Genomic DNA, 20,083 nt, shown 5'->3' on the forward strand with positions numbered 1-20,083 from the left:
TGGCATGCCCCCTTATGCAGCCTGCTGCGCTTCGTCGGCGTGCTCCACGGGCAGATCGAATGTGAACACCGATCCGCCCGCCTCGAAGCTCTCCACGTGAATGTCACCTCCATGGAGGTGCATGATCTTCTGGGCGAAGTTCAATCCGATCCCGGTCCCCGCAATGCCGATGGCAGTTCGCGCGCGGTAGAAACGGTCGAAGATCTTGCCCACCTCATCCGAGGGAATGCCGATCCCCCAGTCGCGGATCGAGCCATAAGCCCGCGACCCGTCAACCCAGACCTTCACCTCGACAATCGGGCGTTCGCCGGAATATTTGACGGCGTTGGACAACAGGTTGACGACAACCTGCTCGATCAGCACCCCGTCGCAATGGACCTCGACCGGCTCGTCCGGCGCCTCGACCCTGATATCGGCATGGGGACTGAGTTCGCGCTGCCGCTCGCAGATGTCCCAGATCAGCTCGTTCAGATTGCACGATGTGGGGTTCAGCTCGATGCGACCCGCGTCGAGCTTGGCCGCGTTGAGCACGCTGTCCACCAGCCGCGTCAGCCGACTGGTGGCGCTGCGGATCTTCTGCACGCGCAGGGTCAGCTCGTCGTGACTGGCATTCTGGCCCCGGCGCAGGATGCGCTGTGCGCTGGAATCGAGAATGGCGAGCGGCGTGCGGAACTGATGGGAGACCATCGAGACGAAATTGCGATAGGCGCCTGTCGTCTCCCGCTCCCGGTCCAGAGCCGATTGCAGCGCACGCGCGGCGTGCTTGTAGGCGGAAATGTCCACCAGCCGCACGAAAATGATGCCGCCCTGCGCGCGGGTCACCGACAGGCGGGCCCAGACGTCCCGCTTGATGAGAAGGTCGAGCTCGATCTCTTCCGCCGGCACCGAGTCGGAGACGAGACGCGAATCGGCCCCTTCGCAGATGGCGAAGCAGCGCAGAAAGGCGGACAGGTTCATGTCGTCCGAGCACCAGACGGTGACGGGCTCGGCCGCGCGGATCCTCTCGTTGGCGAAGAGCAGGCTTCCCTCGGCGTCGAAGGCCGCAAAGCCATCCGGCGCGGCCTCGATCGCGGCGATCAGGCGCTGTTCAGCCTGTTGAAGCGCAGCCGTGCGCTGCTGGACCTTGATCTCGAGGTCCACCGTCTGGCGCTCCGCCCGCTTGCGCGCCTGCCATTGTTCGGTGACGTCCCGCGCAAAGGCGATGCCGAGCTGACGCTCAGCCAATGTCAGCGGGAAACAGCTCAGTTCGAGGCAGCTCTCGTGCCCCTTGGCGTCGACGCCCTCGAATTCGCGGATCGCGCTTGCGCCATCTATGGCGCCATTCAGGGCCGCTGCGATGCCCGGATGGCCGAAAAGCGGGTCGAGATCCTGCAGGCTTTGGCCGACGGTAGAGTCGGGCCTGACGCCGAGCAGCGTTTCCATCCCGGGGTTCCACAGCAGGCAGTGCAGGCGTTCGTCGAAGATGACGATGCCCTGGTTGCTGATGTTGTTGATCACCAGATCGGAAAGCTCCTGCTCCTGCCGGAGCAACCGGCGCGCTTGCTTGGCTTCCTGCATGCCCTTGAAGAGCCTCAACAGCAGGAACGAGGCGGTCACCACGATGCCGGCGATGAAGGCAAGGCTCTCGAACACCACGCGCAGATACATCGAGCGGGTGCGAATCCCGTTCTCGCCGGTCACGAGTACGAGCTTGTTGGCGATGTCGCGAAGGTCGTAGGCGAGTTCCCGGGTCTGCGCGCGCAGGGTCAGCGCGCTCTCGCGATCCAGAGGAGCGTCGAAGAGGGGTTCGGCCAGAAGGATCTGCAGATAATGCCGCTTCAGATTGCTCATCATCCCGAGCCGCTCGATCGTCTCCCGCTGCGGCCCTTCCAGCAATGTGGAGAGCCGGCTGACCAGGATCGCGTAGCGGAATCGGGGCTCCTGATCGGGTTGGGCGAACGTGTCCTGAACGGCCGCGCGCGCGAGACTTTCCGACACCAACGCTGCTTCGAACTGGGTCTGGGTGATCTGCCAAAGGTTGCTGTGCGTATCTTCCGTGCGGAGGTCCGCTTCCACATAAAGCAGCCGCGCCACGGTGAACACGAGGCATGCCACCAGACCCGCGATGGCCACGAGCATGATGAAAACTGTCTTATAGCTCCGAAGGTTGATTCTCATGGCTACTCGACGTCAAGGCGATAGAGCTGCCAGACCCAGCGCGAATCGTATCTGAGATCGTCGAGATCCTTGAAATCGTCGCGGGGGTAGACGATCCACAGCGGCCCCTTGTCGCGCATTTTCAACGGCTCGCCGTCCGAGGTCGAGGCGACCAGCGGGTCGAACCGCAGGTCGCTCACAGGGATCACGGCCTCGAAATCATTGAGGGCTACCGCCCGGATTTCCTGGCCGTTTGCGCCGACGCGATCGAGAACGGCCTTCAGCGACACCCCTTCGAACCGGTGCCTCCGACCCGTGGCGGGCGTCATCGTGGTCAGGCTTCGGTGGCCGATGGCATCCAGCATGGCGCGATCGAAGCGCGCCTCGCCGGGCGCGTTCGTCACGCCGATCTTGCCCACGACCGTGAGAATAACCGGGCCGGCAGGCGCGGGAAGCGCCTCGAGGGCGCGCGCAGGTGTCGCGATTGCGAGGCAAACCGCTATTGTCGAGAGAAGCGCTGCAGCACGCGTCATGATATCGATCCGAGTGAACTTCGAATAGAACGATATCACGTCTGAAGAAATTTCCATCTAAAATCTCTGTCTTCCCTAGCGATTGCGGATAAAGTTTCACAGGAAAACAACTTCTGGATAGTAATATAGTTTCATTTCAATCTGGGCGTCTTATCCTGCGCTGAGGTAACCGCATCAGCTGCGGGCCGTGACGTGCCATGGCGCACGCAGGTCTCAACTCAGCGACAACCCGGATTGTGGAACCTGAGCCGCCCGTTATATATTCAGGGCGAGAGGCCGCGCCCCGAGGCGCAGGCCCGTTCACGATCATGGAGTGACAGATGCGCAAGTTTATTGCCGCGGTGCTCGGCGTTGTGACGCTGATGCCGGTCCTGCCCGCGGCCGCCGACGTCGTGCCGACCCCGGCTGCGACGCCCGACGTCCAGCAAGCTTATCCGTCGGAGAGCTACTCACAGTATTATCGTCGTGGTTACGGCTATTACGGCCGTCCTTATTACGGCAGGCCCTATTATCGGGACAATGGCGCGGCCGTGGCTGCGGGCGTTGCAGGTGTGGCTGCCGGCGCACTGATCGCGGGCGCCATCGCCAATCAGGCAGCCCAGCCGGCCGCTCCCCCGCCTCCCGGCACCGTCAGCCCCTCGGTGGCGGCCTATTGCGCCCGCAAATACCGCTCCTACGATCCGGCCTCCGGGACGTTTCTCTCCAATAACGGCATGCGCTACGTCTGCACGTACCCCTAAAACCCGCTCCCATCGGCGTGCTTGAAGAGCCCCGTGACGATTGCGTCGCGGGGCTTTTTCATGGGCTCCCGTCGGGCGTCTCATCGGCTGGGCCGGGTTGCGCGGACACCACCCCTCCGATGAGGTTCACGGCCAGAAGTCTTTCGGTAGAAATCCCGGCTCCGGCCAGATCCAGATTGTCACGGATCATGTCGCCCTGAGCGGCAAACGCAATCGCCAATCGTTCCGCAGCCTCCGCTGAGATGGCCTCGAAGCGGATCACCTGGCCGATCCGGGCCTGGCCGATCTTCGCCAGATCGGCGCTGACGATGGTCGCGATCTTCGGATAGCCGCCGGTCGTCTGGCGGTCGGCGAGAAGAATGATCGGCCGGCCGTGCCCCGGCACCTGGATGCTGCCATTTACGATGCCGTCGGACACGATGTTGAAACCGTCCCGGTGGGCGATGGCGGGACCGTCGAGTTGGCACCCCATGCGGTCGGTCTTCGTCGTGACCGTGTAGGGCGAGCCGAGAAAGGTCGCGATCCCCTCAGCCGTAAAGGCATCGGCCTGCGGACCCATGACCACGCGCACAGGACCCGCCTGATCGGGCCGACGATCGGCGGACAGAATGAGCGGCGGGCCAATGGGCGTTGGATCGCGCAATGGCATGACGCTGCCCGCGCGCAAGGGCGTCCCGTCGATGCCGCCGAGACCTGTGCGCAGATGCGTCGATCGGCTCCCGAGCACCGGCTCGATCGCGAACCCGCCTCCCACGGCCAGGTAGGCGCGCATGCCGGTCCGGGCGAAACCGATTGTGAGAATGCTCCCCCGTGCAAGATCATGGGCACGGTAGGGTTCTGCCGGCGCCCCGTCGATCGCAAGCGGCATCTCGGCACCCGCAACGGCGATCCGGCACAGGTCGGCCTCTACCCGCAAACTCCCGCCTGACAGCGTGAATTCGACGACAGCCTCGCCGGGACTGTTGCCCACCAGCGCGTTGGCGATGCGCATCGCCATGGGGTCGAGCGCCCCGGCGGCAGAAATGCCGAACCGTTGCAGGCCGTAGCGGCCGAAATCCTGGATCGTGGACAAGGTCCCCGGATCGAGGACGACCAGATGATCAGCCATCGATGGTCTCCACCTCGGCCACGACGTCGCCGGCTTCCGCCGCCCGGGCCATCTCGCGATAGAGCTGCGCGGAGACCGGCCGAAAGCGGATCCGGTCACCTGCGGAGAGCAGAAACGGCTCCTTCCGTGCGGGATCATAGGTCCTGACCGGCGTACGCCCCAGCAGATGCCATCCGCTAGGAACAGGCAGCGGCGGGCAGATGGCGGCCTGCTTGCCGCCGATCGAAATGCTGCTGGGCGGGATCTGGAGTCGAGGGTCAGTGCGGCGGCTTGTATGAAGCTTTTCGGGCAACCCGCCGAGATAGGCAAAGCCCGGCGCGAAGCCGATCATATAGACGCGATACTCGGCGCCGGCGTGAAGGTTGATCACCTCCTCGGGCGTGAGACCATGTTGGCGGGCCACCTCCTCGAGGTCTTCGCCAGCCTCACCCCCGTAGAGCACCGGGATGGTCCAACGTCGAAATCCGCCGCGGGCTGCCGCATCAGGAGGCCATACCGCCAGCACGCGCTCCCGCAGCACCTGTTTCGGGATGACGACAGGATCGAAGAGGATCGACAGCGACCGATAGGTCGGCACCATTTCGACGATACCCGGAATGTCCTGGGCGGCCAGCGCCTTGTCGAGTGCGATCACCAGCGCGTTGGTTGCCTCGTCAACGGCTTCGCCGAGTTCGACAGTCAGACCGCAATCGCCAGCGTCGAGAAATGTGAGTGCGTCCGACATGCGGCTTGATCGCCCGAAATGAAACTCAGACACGCTTACCACGACGGCGGCCCAGGAAAACAGCTTCCGTTTCGGCACTTGGGTCCCAGGATAGAGCCTCGCCGGAGATGTCTTCAGAGACGGCTTCCGGGCCCCCTCGCCTTCAGCCTGAATGAGAATTCGCCTCGCGCCTTCCAGGAGGGCCAAAGCGTTTTCCGCCTCCAGCCATTCGATTGCCGTGGGACCGGCCTCCGCGTGCCGGCGATCCCCACTTTGCTGGTCGCCAGAATAGCGAGCGACAGCCTGCTCAGCGGCGCAATCGCCCCGGGCGTGGCGCTCGTCGTCGCGCGTTTCCTGACACAGCGACGCGGGCTGATGTTGCGACAGTGGGTCGGGCTGAAACGCTCTTTGGCTCCCTGGCGCTTCCCGAGTGGACGATGGTGTAACGGAGGCGGTTATGATCTGCCCGCGGAATCCGGGATAGGGGGCGCAACCGACCCGTCAACCTGGCGCGCGGGCATGTGCGGCTGCCGCATGATCCGTCTCGCAGTGGCTGTGATCCCCGAGAACCTGGATGACACGGCACTCGCCCACCCGGCCATGGCCGCATTCTTCCACCATGCGCTGCAACTCTCCCCGCAGCGCAATGAGCTGGGAAATCCTGCGTTCCACATCGCCGAGATGACGACGGGCAATCTCGTCGGCGGCCGCACAAGGCTGATCGGGGGTGCGGCCCATTTCGAGAAGTTCGCGGATGGGTCCGATCTCGAAACCAAGCTCACGCGCATGCCGAATGAAGTTGAGACGGCCAAGGTCGGCGCTCTCGTAGCGTCGCTGCTTCCCTTCAGTCCGCTTCGGCACTTCCAGAAGCCCGATCTGCTCGTAGTAGCGGATGGTCGGAATCTTGACGCGGCTGCGTCGGGAGACTTCCCCGATTGAAAAATCCATTCCAGCCCCTTGTACCTCTAGCCACTAGAGGATGTAGGAAGCGAATCGAGATTGAAAAGGGTTCGCCATGACGGAAGCAGTCGCCACCCGCTATCGGGTTTCGGGAATGGATTGCGGTGCCTGCGCGGCCAAGGTGGAAACCGCGGTGCGGCGCCTGCCGGGCGTGGAGGATGTCTCGGTTTCGGCGACGGCCGGCACCATGGTCGTTCGCCATGGAGCGGACGCCCACCTGCTGCCGGCCATGACGTCCCAGCTCAGGAGCCTCGGCTATGGCCTGGCGCCGGCCTCCAGGGAGGAGGCCCCTTCGCACGCGGAGGCGCATGGCCATGACCATGACCACGACCACACTCATCATCATGACCATGACAGTGACACCGACAGCAGGAACTGGTGGACCTCGACCAAGGCGCAGCTCACCATCGGCTATGGTCTAGCCCTGGCGCTCGCCTTCGTGACAGGCTGGATCGTCCCGTCCCAGCACCAGGCCGCGTTTCTCGTGGCCATGGCGATCGGGCTCGTGCCGATCGCCCGGCGGGCCTTCGCGGCAGCCCGCTTCGGCTCGCCGTTCTCGATTGAAATGCTGATGACCATTGCGGCTGTCGGCGCGGTGGCCATCGGCGCGACCGAGGAGGCTGCGGCGGTCGTCTTTCTGTTCCTGATCGGAGAATGGCTGGAAGGGGTCGCGGCCGGACGGGCGAGGGCCAGCATCCAGGCCCTGACCGCGCTGGTGCCCAAGACCGCTCTTCGCGACCGTAACGGAACCACCGAAGAGATACCCGCCGCCGACCTCAAGGTCGGCGATGCCATCATCGTGCGCCCGGGGGACCGCATTCCTGCAGACGGCGAGATCCTCGCGGGCGAAAGCGACGTCGACGAAGCGCCGGTGACCGGCGAGAGCACGCCTCTGCGCAAAGGCCCCGGCGCATCGGTGTTCGCCGGTACCATCAATACCGATGCGGTCCTGCGGATCCGGGTGACGGCGGCTGCCGCCGACAACACCATTGCCCGGGTGGTTCAGCTGGTGGAGGAGGCACAGGAGAGCAAGGCGCCGACCGAGCGGTTCATCGACCGCTTCTCGCGGTATTATACGCCCGGTGTGCTGGTCGTCGGTGCGCTGGTCGCCATCGTGCCCCCGCTCCTTTTTGGCGGGAGCTGGACCGAGTGGATCTACAAGGGGCTGGCGATCCTCCTGATCGGCTGTCCCTGCGCCCTGGTGATTTCGACCCCGGCGGCGATCGCAGCGGCCCTGTCGGCCGGTGCACGGCGCGGTCTGCTGCTCAAGGGCGGCGCGGTGCTCGAGACGATCGGCAAGATCACTGCTGTCGCCTTCGACAAAACCGGCACGCTCACCGAGGGCAAGCCCAAGGTCACGGACATCGTCGCCTTCGGTCGCAGCGAGGCGCAGGTGCTGTCCATGGCGGCAGCCCTGGAAAGCGGCTCGAACCATCCGCTGGCCCTTGCGATTCTCGGTCGCGCCAAAGAGGACGCCGTGCCGGTGCCTCCGGCCGCGGATGCGCGGGCAGTGCCCGGTCGCGGTGTTACCGGGAAAGTCGGCGGCGAGGCGGTTTTCCTCGCGTCCGCGCGCGCCGCAGGCGAGGAGGTCGCCCTGAGCGCGGCGCAGGCCGATCAGGTGGCCAGCCTCAATGGCGAGGGCAAGACGGTGTCCGTTCTGATCGCCGCCGGCAGCATCGTCGGCCTGATCGCCATGCGCGACGAGCCGCGCGCGGATGCGGACGAGGGCATCGCTGCCTTGCGGGCGATGGGCGTCGAGCCCGTGATGCTGACCGGCGACAACCAGCGCACCGCCGAGGCCATCGCCAAGGGACTGCACATCGACGCACGGGCAGAACTGCTTCCGGAGGACAAGCTGCGGATCGTCCGTGAGCTTCAGGCAAAGGGCAAGATCGTCGCGAAGGTCGGCGACGGCATCAATGACGCCCCTGCCCTCGCCGCCGCCGACGTCGGCGTTGCCATGGGCGGGGGAACCGATGTGGCGCTCGAGACCGCCGACGCCGCCATTCTGCACGGTCGCGTGATGGACGTCGCCCGCATGGTCACGCTCTCCCGCCGGGCCATGGCGAACATTCACCAGAACATCGCCATCGCGATTGGCCTCAAGGCGATTTTTCTCGTGACCACCATTGTCGGCATAACAGGATTGTGGCCAGCGATCCTTGCCGATACGGGCGCGACGGTGCTCGTGACCATGAATGCCCTGCGCCTGCTGCGCGTGCGGCTATGACACAACCTGCAACGGCGGGGCACCTCCGTCACGTTCGCGTGACGGAGGTGCCCCGCCTGCATCCAGAATGCCCGATGATCTGTAGTCCAGGTTAGGATGGGTTGGATGCAAACCGGAGGATGACGATGGTCACAAGACGCTTTTTCGTGATGCTAGGCATGGCCGGTACAACTTCCCTCGTCGCGCCATCGCTCCGGGCCGCGGGCTCAAGCAAGGGCACGCTCAACCGCTCGGACGCCGAATGGCGCAAGCAGCTTTCACCCGAGCAATATGCCGTCCTGCGCGAGGGCGGCACGGAGATGCCTTTCACCAGCCCGCTGCTGCATGAGAAAAGAGCCGGTACCTTCATCTGCGCAGGCTGCGATCTCGCGCTGTTTTCGTCGACCACGAAATTCGACAGTGGAACAGGGTGGCCGAGCTTCTGGAGCGCCATCAAAGGGGCCGTCGGAACATCGGTCGACAGGTCGTTCGGTGCGGTCAGGACAGAGGCCCATTGCAGCCGGTGCGGCGGCCATCTCGGACACATTTTCGACGATGGCCCAAAGCCGACGGGGCTGCGCTACTGCATCGACGGCGTCGCCATGGCCTTCACCCCCTCGGTGGGATGATCGATCGCCTGTCCGCCGTGAAGACGGCGGACAGGCAGAGCCGCCCTCAGTAACGATAGTAGCGCCTGCCATAATAGCGCGGCGGCGGCCCGTAATGCCGCCCATAGGCGCGCCGGGGCGGGCCATAATAGGGGCGTCCGTAATAGGGACGTCCATAATAGCGCGGCGGGCCATAATAGGGACGACGGTAGCCATAGGGAGGCGGCGCGCCGAACCCGAACTGCACATATTGCGCATATTCGGCTGATGGGAGCAGAGCGCGCGCATGAGGCAACGGCTCTGCCGCTGCCGGCTGGATGTGTACGACAACGGGGGCCGCGAATAGCGCGAGGGTCAGAATCACTTTCTTGAGCATGTGCACTCCTTCGATAATGCCGAAGTGTGACTCTCCTAACGTGAAGCAAATCTGAACATCGGAGCTGCCGAACTTTCAGAATTTTGCGTCATCGTCATATCATTTCGAAACGCTTCAGGTTCCCTCAAGCGATCGGAATTACGTTCTGACGATGCAGAATGACTTCGCCGCGCTTCGTAATTTACTGCTCACCGACGAGATTGACCAGCGCGAGAGGACGCCGCAAGCGTGCCGCTTCACAATCCTCCCTTGGCTGCGAGCGTCCCGAGAGGCACATCCATCCGATACGTGAAGCCTGCGGGGGAATAGAGGAGTTGCACTTCCCCGTTCAGTTGCTGCCCAAGCGATGACATCATGCGGGTTCCAAAGCTGCGGCGGGTCGGCTCCCGAACGGGCGGGCCGCCTGTCTCCATCCATGTGAGCTGAAGACGCTGCTGGTCGTCATCGATGGTCCAGTCAATCGCAACGCCACCGGACGCCACAGAGAGCGCGCCAAACTTTGTCGTGTTGGTGCATAGCTCGTTAAACGTCATCGCGAAGGCGATGGCGGCGCCCGATGTGATCCGGACATCGGGACCGTTGATCGTGAAGCGTCCGCCTTCCTTGCTGTCATAGGGTTCGGTCGCGCTGCGAATGGTCTGCGCCAGACCGGCATTGGCCCAACTGACCTGCATCAGCATGTCGTGCGCGCGCCCCAGCGCCGCCAGCCGTCCCTCGATGGCGCTCTGGGCGTGGGCCGTGCTGGTGGCGGTCCGCAGGCTCTGCGTCGCGATCGCGCTCACGGTGGCGAGCGTGTTCTTGATGCGATGATGCAATTCCCCGTGGATGAGCTTCTGCAGCTTGTCGGCGGCTTCGCGCTCCTCGGCCTCGATGCCCGCCTGCACAAGCAGCGCTTTGGCATCGATCCCGGCTTGTTCGAGGGACAGACGAAGGCTGTCGTTCTCAGCAGTCAGGGTGTCCCGGCTGACCCGATCGGGATCAAGGAGCGCTGGTGTAGCGGCTCTATCGGACGGGGGCAGCGCTACCGTTGGAATGATTTCAAGCTTGCCCGACCCGACCATCGTCTGCAGGGCCGTGATCATCTCGTTGATCTCGACCGGCTTTCCAAAGAACCGGCTTTCTGCCGGCTTGTCCGCATCCGTGACCGCCACCTGCCCGGAGACCAGAATGATCTTGATCGTCGGCCACCGCCGATGGACCGCGTGAGCAAGCTTCAGCCCGTCCATGCTGCCGGGCATCTGAATGTCGGTGAAGAGCACCGAGATGTCCGAGCGTGACTCAAGGATCGCAAGGGCCTGATCAGCGCTGGCGGCTTCCAGGGGCGTAAACCCCGCGTCCTCGACAATATCGACAGCCTTCATCCGCAAGATGATCTCATCCTCGACGACGAGGACGACCGGCTGCAAGCTCGTCTGTTCTGGCGGCATGGCGAGGTCAGGCTTTCAATGGTGTGTGATCGTGAGAAAGCGTTATGGCACAACGGATCTCTCTTCGCCGTGCTTTTCTCCAGCTCAGGTTGCATTCGGTTGGCGCGGACGAGGAACAGTTGAACGTTGCAACAGGCGGATCGGCGGTTTCCGGGGCGCGTCGACAACCTGCCGCTTGTCTCGCCACATGCGGCGGCTCTAAACCCCGTCAGGGGGCTATTGCCCGAGAGAGCCCTGACAACCGGCCCAGGCCTGTAACAAGGGTGTGGCGAGCTTGCGTTGCACAGGGGCTCTGCGTGTAAGCTGGGGTCAAAGGCATTATTTGGACCGGTCAGGAACGTCATCATGTCACACACGCCAGACGGAGGCGTCGATCGCCGGGGTTTCATGATCGCATCGATGACAGCGATCGGCGCATCGGCCGCTCTCGTCTCAAGTCCGGGTTCGGCGACCGCACAACCCTCCGCGATCTCCCCTGTGGCCCCGGCGCCAGCGGCGCCATCGGCAACCGTCTATACCGGCGACGTCATCCAGGGGAAAAAGGTCGTCAGCGCGCTGGACGTCGACGACCTTCAGGCTGGGCAGAAGCATCGCCTCTATTTTCAGGGCGTTCAGATGCCCAGCGGCCAGTATTGGTATGTCTCCGTCACGGTCGCCAAGGGAGCAAGGCCGGGCAAGCGCGTGGTCTTGGTCAGCGGCGTGCATGGTGACGAGATGAGTTCCGTGCATGCGGTTCAATCCGTGATGAACCAGCTCGATCCGGCGCAGATGTCGGGCACGGTGATGGCTGTCACGGACGTGTCCCGTCCCGCCATGGAAGGCATGCAGCGCAGGTGGCCCAATTCCGGCAGAGGCGTCGATCTGATCGACATGAACAGGGAATGGCCCGGACAGGAGAGCGCGGGGGCCTCCGCGCCCAGCCGACACGCCTTCCTTCTGTTCAACCGTTTGCTGCGGCCGAACGCCGACGCCGCGATCGACTTTCACACGGGAACGACGGGGTTCGATGTCGCTGCCTTCAACCTGGCCAGTATGGATGTGCCGGCCGTCAGGGCGATGGTGGAACTCTATCCGGTCGGACAGATCTTCGACAACCATGTGTATCCCGGCGTCCTGCACAACGCCTTCGTTGACGTGGGCATTCCGGCCTTCACGCCGGAGATCGGTGCGGCGCGTGCGCTGAACCTCGAGATGATTCCGCTCTTCGTCGAAGGCACGCTGAACGTCCTCAAACACTATCAGATCCTGGCTGGGCCGATGGGGCGCACGGGCAAGGATGTGGGTGTGTTTACCGGCAACAGTGCGCTCCCGATCCTTGCCACGCAGGGCGGGCTGATCGAGCATCTGGTCAAGCTGAATGACAAGGTCAACGCAGGCCAGAGGGTGGCGATCCAGCGCAACAGCTTCGGCGAAGTGGTTGCCGAATATGCTAGCAGCGTGGCCGGAGAGGTGAGCGGCCTGCGGAGCGACGCGATGGCCGAGCCCGGCAACCCTGTGGCGTTCATCCTGTTTCACAAGGAGCCGCCCGACGGCGGTGAGAGTTACCCCGAGTAGCTGCCATCCAGTTGTCCGCGTTTGCAGTCGCGATGTGCGGGGCGGCAATGTCCTGGCCGTGGACCATGAGGCGCTGGATTGCGAATGACACGCCCAGCCTCCAACTAGCATTTTTCACCTTGGTCTCTGACAGCTGGGATCGCGTTTGCGCCTGTTTCGACATCTGCTCCGCCCGGGTAGCCAGAGTGTGGACCCGCCCGCGCCAGTGGATGCTTGCGCCAACCTGGTGCGCGATCATCGCCTCGGCGAGTCGACTCGTTGCGGGTCTGAATCCGGGCTGCAGGCGAACGCTTTTTTGAAAACCCTTTGCACACAGGGCCCAAAAACGAAAAGGCCGCCTCGGCGGCGGCCCTTCGTAAATCTCTGATGTATCGGGGTTATTTGGTCGGAGCGAGAGGATTTGAACCTCCGACCCCTAGTCCCCCAGACTAGTGCGCTAACCGGGCTGCGCTACGCTCCGACTGAGCCGCCATATAAGCTGACGCTGAGGAGGAAGCAATCGTTCTGTCGATGAAAAAGCAGGAACTTATCCGTTGACATCCGGCTCGGTCGCGCCCCGAAGGGAGCTCAGAACCCGGTCGCATTCGAGGAGTTCGTCGAGAGCGGCATGAAGCGCCTGGAAATCGGCCGCGGTGGCGGCGCCGAGTTCCGAATCGGACAGCGCGCGAAGGGTCTCGGCGGTCAGGCCGTCGTCGTCGGGGGTGAAGGATGCAAGGGCGTCGGGCGCCTCCTTGCGGAGCGCGCTTGTCGCCTGCTCGCCGCGTCCCACCGATTGCACAAATCGGACACCCTCCTCCTTGAGGATGCGCTGCACGCCCTTGATCGTGTAGCCCTCGCCGTAGAGAAAATGCCGGATGCCCTTGAGCAGGTCCACATCGTCGGGACGATAATAGCGCCGTCCGCCGCCGCGTTTCAGCGGCCTAATATGCGCAAACCGCGTCTCCCAGAAGCGCAGCACATGCTGGGGCAGGTTGAGGTCTTCAGCAACCTCGCTGATGGTGCGAAAGGCATCGGGGCTCTTGTCCATGGCACCATTCGCCATCGGGATCCTAGTCCTCGCCCGTGGCGACTTCGCCGTTGATATGCGCTTTCAGAACGTTCGATGGCTTGAACACCATCACGTGTCGCGGGTTGATCGGCACCTCGACGCCGGTCTTCGGATTGCGTCCGACCCGCTCGCCCTTGCTGCGCACGATGAACGAGCCGAACGACGACAGTTTCACCGTCTCGCCGACTGCCAGGCTGTCGCAGATCTCGGCCAGGACGCGCTCCACGAGCTCCGCCGATTCCGTTCGAGAGAGGCCGACCTTCTGGTAGACCGCCTCACTCAGGTCAGCTCGCGTTACAGTTTTGCCTGCCATCACGCCCCCCCAGCGTTCGGTTTCAAAATCAGTCCTCGAGTCTTGGTCGAAGACGCTATGCAGATGGGCCCACCGGGTCAACCGTCCAGGTGCGGACTCGACTGCCGGAATGACCTACCAGCGGATGAGCGCGCTGCCCCAGGTAAATCCGCCCCCGATGGCCTCGATCATGACGAGATCGCCATCCTTGATGCGGCCGTCCTTGCGCGCGACGTCGAGCGCCAGGGGAATCGAGGCCGCCGACGTATTGCCATGCTTGTTGACGGTGATCACGACCTTTTCGGCCGCGATGCCGAGTTTGTCGGCGCTGGCGGTGATGATCCGCCGGTTTGCCTGATGGGGCACGAACCAGTCGAGGTCGTCAGCGGTCGTGCCGGTTGCCGCGAAGGCGTCGCGAACCACGTCCGTGACCATGCCGACGGCGAATCGGAACACGTCCTTGCCTTCCATCTTCAACACGCCGGTGGTCTTCGTGGAGCCAGGGCCGCCATCGACGTAGAGCTTGTCGCGGTAGCGGCCGTCCGAGCGTAGGTGGGATGTGAGCACGCCGCGATCGGCAGCCGTCCCCTCCCCTTGCGCGGCCTCGAGCACGATCGCGCCCGCACCATCGCCGAACAGCACGCAGGTCGTCCGGTCATTCCAGTCGAGCAGGCGCGAAAAGGTCTCGGCGCCGATGACGAGGGCGCGCTTGTGCGATCCGGAGGCGAGAAACTTGTCGGCGGTCGACACGGCGAAGACAAAACCGGCGCAGACCGCCTGCAGGTCGAAGGCGGCCCCGTGCGTGATCCCGAGCCCGCTTTGGATCTGCGTCGCCGTGGACGGGAAGGTGAAATCCGGCGTGGAGGTGGCGCAGACGATCAGGTCGATATCCTGCGCCTGCAGCCCCGCATCCGCGAGCGCTGCCTGTGCGGCCTTGATGCCGAGCATGGAGGTCGTCTCGCCCTCCGCCACGATGTGGCGCTCCTCGATCCCCGTGCGCTGCAGGATCCATTCATGCGAGGTGTCGACGATCTTCTCAAGGTCTTGGTTCGTGAGGACCCGCGTCGGCAAATATGAGCCGATGCCGCGGACGATGGAACGAATGCGTGTCAAAATGGAGCCTTCCTCAGGCCTGCTGGGCGATCGGATCATGCTCGAGCATGACGCGGATCGTTTTCATCAGTTCGAAATGGGCCATGTCGTAGGCGACGTCGATGGCGCTGGCAAAGCCCAGGGCATCCGTGCCGCCGTGGCTTTTGACCACGACGCCCTCGAGTCCGAGGAATACGCCGCCATTCACCTTGCGCGGGTCCATCTTGTCCTTCAGGGCGTCGAAAGCCTGCTTTGCGAACAGATAGCCGATCTTGGCCATGATGGTCCGGCTCATGGCGGAGCGCAAATACTCGCCGATCTGCTTGGCGGTCCCTTCGGCGGTCTTCAACGCAATGTTGCCGGAAAAGCCCTCGGTCACCACCACGTCCACGGTCCCCTTGCCCAAGTCGTCGCCTTCGACAAAGCCGTGATAATTGAGATTGGGCAAGTTCGCCTCGCGCAGGATGCGCGCCGCTTCCTTGACGGCCTCGATCCCCTTGATCTCCTCGGTGCCGACATTCAGCAGACCGACGGTCGGACGCTCGAGATCGAACACGATCCGCGCCATCGCCGCGCCCATGATCGCCATGTCGACCAGGTGGCCCGCATCGGCCCCGATGGTCGCTCCCACATCGAGAACGATGCTCTCGCCCCGCAGCGTCGGCCACATGGCGGCAATCGCCGGGCGCTCGATATGCGCCATCGTTTTCAGGCAGACCTTGGCGGTGGCCATGAGCGCACCGGTATTGCCCGCCGATACCGCAGCGTCAGCCTTGCCGTCCTTCACCGCCTGTACGGCCCGCCACATGGACGACTTGCCACGCCCCATCCGGATCGCCTGGCTGGGCTTGGCGTCCATGGCGATCGCCAGATCCGTGTGGAGAATCTCCGTAACGGCCTTGAGCTTGGGATGCTGCGCGAGAAGCGGCGCGATGAGGGCTTCGTCGCCGACCATGAGGAAACGGATGCCCGGATGGCGCTCCAGGGCCAAAACCGCGCCTGGCACGACGACGGACGGACCGTGGTCCCCGCCCATCGCATCAAGCGAAATACAAACTGGTTTTGGCATGTAGCGGCGGTGCTTTCTGAATTTCCCGGGCGTGCGGGCGGAAAATAGCGGTTTGCGGGGTCACCGCAACCGAATTTTCGGACGGCGACGAAACGCCCTGACCACAGCTGAAATGTGTCAACAAGAACAGGTCTGGCTGGGGTAAACGAGAGGTTTTGCGCTGACCCTGAGGAAACGCGCGCTCGAATGCTCTCATTTCGTCATCGACAGGAGGCGGCGCGCAGCGGATCGGAGATCCCGTTCCGCCCCCTTTATCGGTCGTGCCCTACCCGCCCTTGAGCTTTCCCAATGCGGAGAAAGGCGACATCTCGGCATCGGCCGGGTCCTTGAAATCGAAGTCGACGCCAGGCTTGCGGGGATAGGGGTCGAGGCCGAGGGCCAGGAATTCGGCCGCGACAGCGCCCAGGTCGATCTTGCCGTTCACAATTTCATCGGGCGGCTCATATTCGTGCATTTCGGTGGGAGGCTCTGCGGGCATCCCGCTGGGCTTGGCGAAATCCACCTCGACGGCCTCGTCGACGGACGAGTCGAAGGGCTCGAGGCTGGCGACGCAGGTCTGCGTGATGCTGGCCTTCACGACGCCCACCACATGCACGCCCTTCGCGGTGCTCGTCAGCGTGAAGTCTGCCGCAAGCGCGTGGATGCCCTCAAGACCGAAATCCTTTGCCAGAGCGCGGCACTCGTCGGCGGTCGCGTGGACGTGGACGTGCTTGCCGCCCGGGGGAACACTCCCGACATCGATCAGGCGCGAGAGCGGACCGACAGCGTCGGGGGTCATGGTTCGCGTACCTGTCATAAGTGCCTCCCTATCGGCCAAAAGATTCGGGCTCAGGAAAAACGTGGCCTTGCGCGAGCAAAGCTGCAAGGTCTGAACGCCGCAGGTCACGATCTGCCGCAAGGACATAGCGGGCGAGCGCATGGGCGGGTTGGTCCGTGCCGATGGCATTGCGTCCCAGGGCTACGGCGAGAGTCGGCTCGTCCACCGCGTCGAGGGGCCCGTCATAGGCGTGAGCGCGACCATAGAAGGCGGCGGCCAGCGTCTTCATGCGCTTGGGCACCACGGTGTCCCCTGTCCCCATCTCCCGTAAGGACGCGTCGAGATCCTGGAAGAACGCATCGGTGAGATCTTTTGCGACATCGTCAGCAGGCGGCGGGAGATGGCGCAGGGCGCGCAGCACAAGGATCGTGTGCAGGGAGACGGATTCGAAGCGTCCCTCTAGGGTGTCGGGGATACCAAGCGACTCGTAGAGCCCCGGGGCCCGCGACGCAGTGGCAATGCGCTGGTAGAGCGTCGCGATGGCAGCGCGCCGCGGATCCTTGCGAAACAGACTGAAGATCACGGGGCTTTGCCTTCCTGCCTTGTCAAAATTACATCGTCGGGGTACGCCATCCCCATCCGAAGGCGCAAGCTTATCCGCGCCGCAGACTTGGAAGAACCATACGATGCGTCGATATAGATCACTTTTCGCACGCTTGGCCGCAGCGACTTTCCTGGCGTCGACTTTGGCGGGCTGCATGGGCGGCGAGACATTCCAGCGCGGTTACATCGTGGACGAGCGCGCCGTTGCCCAGATCAAGAAGGGCATGACAGGCGAACAGGTCCTGACGACGCTCGGCACTCCGTCGACGGTCTCCACCGTGGGCAACAAGAGCTGGTATTACATCAGCCAGACGTCGAGCCGGCGCTTCCAGTTCATGCCGGAATCCGTTGTCGATCAGCGGGTTACGGCCGTTTATTTTGACAATGCACTAAGGGTCGAGCGCGTGGCGCTCTACGGCATCCAGGACGGAAAGGTGTTCGACTTCATCACCCGCACCACTCCGTCGGGCGGACAGGAGACGAGCTTCCTCACCCAGCTGTTCCGCGGAACGGGCGCCTTCAATCCCTTCGGCGCTTAGGCGGTCTATCAACAGGTATTCATGGCCGGGCGCAGTCCCGGCCATTTTTTTGAACGCGTCGCCAAAGAAAAGCCCCGCGGTTCGCGCCGCGGGGCTTTTGTGTTCGAGCAGGAGCGCTCAGGAATGGGCGAGGATCGCCAGCAGCAGCAAGGCGATGATGTTGGTGATCTTGATCGCCGGATTGACGGCGGGGCCCGCCGTATCCTTGTAGGGATCGCCGACGGTGTCGCCGGTGACGGAGGCCTTGTGGGCCTCCGAGCCCTTGTGATGGACCACTCCGGCGCTATCGGTGAAACCGTCCTCGAACGACTTCTTGGCGTTGTCCCAGGCGCCGCCTCCGGACGTCATGGAAATCGCCACGAAGAGACCGGTGACGATGACGCCGAGAAGCATCGCGCCCAGCGCCGAGAAGGCCTGCGACTTGCCGGCGACCGAAAGGACCACGAAATAGGTCACGATGGGCGCCAGGACCGGCAGGAGCGAGGGTACGATCATCTCCTTGATGGCGGCCTTGGTGAGCATGTCGACCGCGCGCCCGTAATCCGGACGCTCGGTGCCCGCCATGATGCCGGGCTTCTCGCGGAACTGGCGCCGAACCTCCTCGACCACCGCGCCCGCTGCCCGACCCACCGCTGTCATGGCGATGCCGCTGAACAGGAACGGGATCAGCCCGCCAAACAGAAGCCCGACGACCACGTAGGGGTTGGTCAGCGAGAAATCGGGTTTGACGCCCTGGAAGTAGGGAAACTGCGCCGCGTTCTGGGTGAAGTAGTTAAGGTCCGACGTGTAGGCGGCAAACAGCACCAGGGCGCCAAGCCCTGCCGATCCGATGGCGTAACCCTTGGTGACGGCCTTGGTGGTGTTGCCAACGGCGTCGAGGGCGTCCGTGGACTTGCGGACCTCCTTCGGCAGGCCCGCCATCTCGGCGATGCCACCCGCATTGTCGGTGACAGGACCGAAGGCGTCGAGGGCGACGATAAGCCCGGCAATCGCCAGCATGGCCGTGACCGCGATGGCGATGCCGAAGAGGCCCGCCAGCGTGAACGAACCGATGATGCCCGCAATGATCACGATCGCCGGCAAGGCGGTCGATTCCAGCGAGACCGCCAGACCCTGGATCACGTTGGTGCCGTGTCCGGTCACTGAGGCCTGGGCGATCGAGCGCACGGGGCGGTAGCCGGTGCCGGTGTAGTATTCGGTGATGACGACGATGAAGGCCGTGACCCCGAGGCCGATCACCGCGCACCAGAACAGGTTCATGCCGGTAAAGGCTGCCCCCGCGACCGGGCCGAAACCGATCATCGCGTAGGTGACGAGGGCGATGGCCCCCACCGACAGGATGCCGGTGGCGATCAGGCCCTTGTAGAGCGCGCCCATGATCGACTCGTTCTGGCCGAGTTTCACGAAGAAGGTGCCGATGATCGAGGTGACGATACAGGCAGCCCCGATCCCCAGCGGGTAGAGCAGCATGGTATCGAGGTTGGGCTGGCCCGCGAAGAAGATCGCCGCCAGAACCATCGTGGCGACAATGCTCACCGCATAGGTCTCGAAGAGATCGGCCGCCATGCCGGCGCAATCGCCGACATTGTCGCCTACGTTGTCGGCGATGGTGGCCGGGTTGCGCGGGTCATCCTCGGGAATGCCTGCTTCCACCTTGCCGACGAGATCGCCGCCCACATCCGCACCCTTGGTGAAGATGCCGCCGCCGAGCCGCGCGAAGATCGAGATCAGCGATGCGCCGAAGCCGAGCGCCACGAGACTGTCGATGACCACGCGGCTGGAGCCCGCAAAGCCCTCGATCCGCGTCAGGTAGCCGAAATAGAGGGCGACGCCGAGGAGCGCGAGGCCGGCCACCAGCATGCCGGTGACTGCCCCCGACTTGAAGGCGACATCGAGACCGCCGCTCAGGGACTGGGTCGCCGCCTGGGCCGTCCGGACGTTGGCGCGCACCGACACGTTCATGCCGATGAAGCCCGCGGCTCCCGACAGGATGGCACCGATGGCGAAGCCGATGGCGACGCGGATGCCGAGGAGATAGGCCAGGATCGCAAAGAGAACCACGCCCACGATGGCGATGGTGGTGTATTGCCGCCGGAGATAGGCCTTCGCACCTTCGGCGATCGCGGCTGCGATCTCCTGCATGCGTTGGGAGCCTGCATCGCGCTTCATCACATCGTTGATGGCCCAGAGGCCATAGACGATGGACAGGAGCCCGCCCAGGATAATGAGGGTCAGTGCCATGGTGCCGTCCTTGTTATGGGAAGGCAGAATCTCGGCCTCGCAGCCTCATATTCGGCCACGAGTCGCTCTTGCCCCCAGCGAAGTGCGA

19 protein-coding genes and 1 tRNA gene are annotated in these 20,083 nt (G+C 63.9%); 5 read left to right on the forward strand and 15 right to left on the reverse strand.

The window, feature by feature from the left end; all coding sequences use genetic code 11:
• Positions 1-12: 12 nt before the first annotated feature.
• Positions 13-2,157: a sensor histidine kinase gene (locus J4G32_RS00815; protein ID WP_210483053.1), complete on the reverse strand. Its 2,145-nt coding sequence runs from the start codon at positions 2,155-2,157 to the stop codon at positions 13-15.
• Between the two features lie 2 nt (positions 2,158-2,159).
• Positions 2,160-2,669: a putative pterin-binding protein gene (locus tag J4G32_RS00820; protein ID WP_210483061.1), complete on the reverse strand. Its 510-nt coding sequence runs from the start codon at positions 2,667-2,669 to the stop codon at positions 2,160-2,162.
• A gap of 320 nt (positions 2,670-2,989) precedes the next feature.
• Between J4G32_RS00820 and J4G32_RS00825 the strand changes: the two genes are divergently transcribed.
• Positions 2,990-3,409 carry a BA14K family protein gene (locus J4G32_RS00825; protein ID WP_210483063.1) on the forward strand — a complete coding sequence of 140 codons (420 nt, stop codon included), beginning with the start codon at positions 2,990-2,992 and terminating at the stop codon, positions 3,407-3,409.
• 58 nt (positions 3,410-3,467) lie between these two features.
• Here the strand turns inward: J4G32_RS00825 and J4G32_RS00830 are convergent, their stop codons facing one another.
• From J4G32_RS00830 to J4G32_RS00840, 3 genes are all read right to left on the reverse strand, one after another.
• Positions 3,468-4,517, reverse strand: coding sequence for a 5-oxoprolinase subunit C family protein (locus J4G32_RS00830; protein WP_210483065.1), 1,050 nt, complete (start codon positions 4,515-4,517; stop codon positions 3,468-3,470).
• On the reverse strand, positions 4,510-5,241 hold the full coding sequence (gene pxpB, locus J4G32_RS00835; RefSeq protein WP_210483067.1) for a 5-oxoprolinase subunit PxpB: 732 nt from the start codon (positions 5,239-5,241) through the stop codon (positions 4,510-4,512). Before pxpB ends, J4G32_RS00830 begins: the two co-directional genes overlap by 8 nt.
• Positions 5,242-5,721: 480 nt before the next feature.
• The gene (locus J4G32_RS00840) at positions 5,722-6,168 is read right to left on the reverse strand and encodes a MerR family transcriptional regulator (RefSeq protein WP_210483069.1); all 447 of its coding nucleotides are present in this window, start codon (positions 6,166-6,168) and stop codon (positions 5,722-5,724) included.
• 67 nt (positions 6,169-6,235) lie between these two features.
• Here J4G32_RS00840 and J4G32_RS00845 point away from each other — a divergent pair, with 67 nt between their 5' ends.
• Together J4G32_RS00845 and msrB are read left to right on the forward strand one after the other, a co-directional pair.
• Positions 6,236-8,410, forward strand: coding sequence for a heavy metal translocating P-type ATPase (locus tag J4G32_RS00845; protein ID WP_210483071.1), 2,175 nt, complete (start codon positions 6,236-6,238; stop codon positions 8,408-8,410).
• A 125-nt stretch (positions 8,411-8,535) separates the two neighbouring features.
• Positions 8,536-9,018 carry a peptide-methionine (R)-S-oxide reductase MsrB gene (gene msrB / locus J4G32_RS00850; RefSeq protein WP_210483073.1) on the forward strand — a complete coding sequence of 161 codons (483 nt, stop codon included), beginning with the start codon at positions 8,536-8,538 and terminating at the stop codon, positions 9,016-9,018.
• A gap of 46 nt (positions 9,019-9,064) precedes the next feature.
• Here the strand turns inward: msrB and J4G32_RS00855 are convergent, their stop codons facing one another.
• Both J4G32_RS00855 and J4G32_RS00860 read right to left on the reverse strand, forming a co-directional pair.
• On the reverse strand, positions 9,065-9,373 hold the full coding sequence (locus J4G32_RS00855; RefSeq protein WP_210483082.1) for a hypothetical protein: 309 nt from the start codon (positions 9,371-9,373) through the stop codon (positions 9,065-9,067).
• 236 nt (positions 9,374-9,609) lie between these two features.
• Positions 9,610-10,800, reverse strand: coding sequence for an HWE histidine kinase domain-containing protein (locus J4G32_RS00860; RefSeq protein ID WP_210483084.1), 1,191 nt, complete (start codon positions 10,798-10,800; stop codon positions 9,610-9,612).
• Positions 10,801-11,145: 345 nt separating this feature from the next.
• On the opposite strand from J4G32_RS00860, the gene J4G32_RS00865 reads away from it, so the two are divergent.
• Positions 11,146-12,354, forward strand: coding sequence for a M14 family metallopeptidase (locus J4G32_RS00865; RefSeq protein ID WP_210483086.1), 1,209 nt, complete (start codon positions 11,146-11,148; stop codon positions 12,352-12,354).
• Positions 12,355-12,736: 382 nt separating this feature from the next.
• Here J4G32_RS00865 and J4G32_RS00870 read toward each other — a convergent pair.
• From J4G32_RS00870 to J4G32_RS00900, 7 genes are all read right to left on the reverse strand, one after another.
• Positions 12,737-12,814 (reverse strand) — tRNA-Pro (locus J4G32_RS00870).
• Between the two features lie 66 nt (positions 12,815-12,880).
• Complete coding sequence (locus J4G32_RS00875; RefSeq protein ID WP_210485442.1) at positions 12,881-13,381, reverse strand: MerR family transcriptional regulator; 501 nt, start codon at positions 13,379-13,381, stop codon at positions 12,881-12,883.
• 22 nt (positions 13,382-13,403) lie between these two features.
• Positions 13,404-13,715: an integration host factor subunit alpha gene (locus J4G32_RS00880; RefSeq protein WP_210483088.1), complete on the reverse strand. Its 312-nt coding sequence runs from the start codon at positions 13,713-13,715 to the stop codon at positions 13,404-13,406.
• 114 nt (positions 13,716-13,829) lie between these two features.
• The gene (locus J4G32_RS00885; protein WP_246504711.1) at positions 13,830-14,807 is read right to left on the reverse strand and encodes a beta-ketoacyl-ACP synthase III; all 978 of its coding nucleotides are present in this window, start codon (positions 14,805-14,807) and stop codon (positions 13,830-13,832) included.
• A gap of 13 nt (positions 14,808-14,820) precedes the next feature.
• Positions 14,821-15,855 carry a phosphate acyltransferase PlsX gene (gene plsX, locus J4G32_RS00890; RefSeq protein ID WP_210483092.1) on the reverse strand — a complete coding sequence of 345 codons (1,035 nt, stop codon included), beginning with the start codon at positions 15,853-15,855 and terminating at the stop codon, positions 14,821-14,823.
• Positions 15,856-16,120: 265 nt separating this feature from the next.
• The gene (locus tag J4G32_RS00895) at positions 16,121-16,651 is read right to left on the reverse strand and encodes a YceD family protein (protein WP_246504712.1); all 531 of its coding nucleotides are present in this window, start codon (positions 16,649-16,651) and stop codon (positions 16,121-16,123) included.
• Positions 16,652-16,661: 10 nt separating this feature from the next.
• The gene (locus J4G32_RS00900) at positions 16,662-17,195 is read right to left on the reverse strand and encodes a ubiquinol-cytochrome C chaperone family protein (protein ID WP_210483094.1); all 534 of its coding nucleotides are present in this window, start codon (positions 17,193-17,195) and stop codon (positions 16,662-16,664) included.
• Between the two features lie 103 nt (positions 17,196-17,298).
• Here J4G32_RS00900 and J4G32_RS00905 point away from each other — a divergent pair, with 103 nt between their 5' ends.
• Complete coding sequence (locus J4G32_RS00905) at positions 17,299-17,754, forward strand: outer membrane protein assembly factor BamE (protein ID WP_210483096.1); 456 nt, start codon at positions 17,299-17,301, stop codon at positions 17,752-17,754.
• A 117-nt stretch (positions 17,755-17,871) separates the two neighbouring features.
• Here J4G32_RS00905 and J4G32_RS00910 read toward each other — a convergent pair whose 3' ends face one another.
• Entirely contained in the window at positions 17,872-19,995 is a 2,124-nt protein-coding gene (locus tag J4G32_RS00910; protein ID WP_210483098.1) for a sodium-translocating pyrophosphatase, read from the reverse strand.
• Positions 19,996-20,083: the final 88 nt, after the last annotated feature.

The sequence above is a fragment of the Microvirga antarctica genome, from assembly GCF_017921815.1.
Lineage (GTDB): Bacteria > Pseudomonadota > Alphaproteobacteria > Rhizobiales > Beijerinckiaceae > Microvirga > Microvirga antarctica.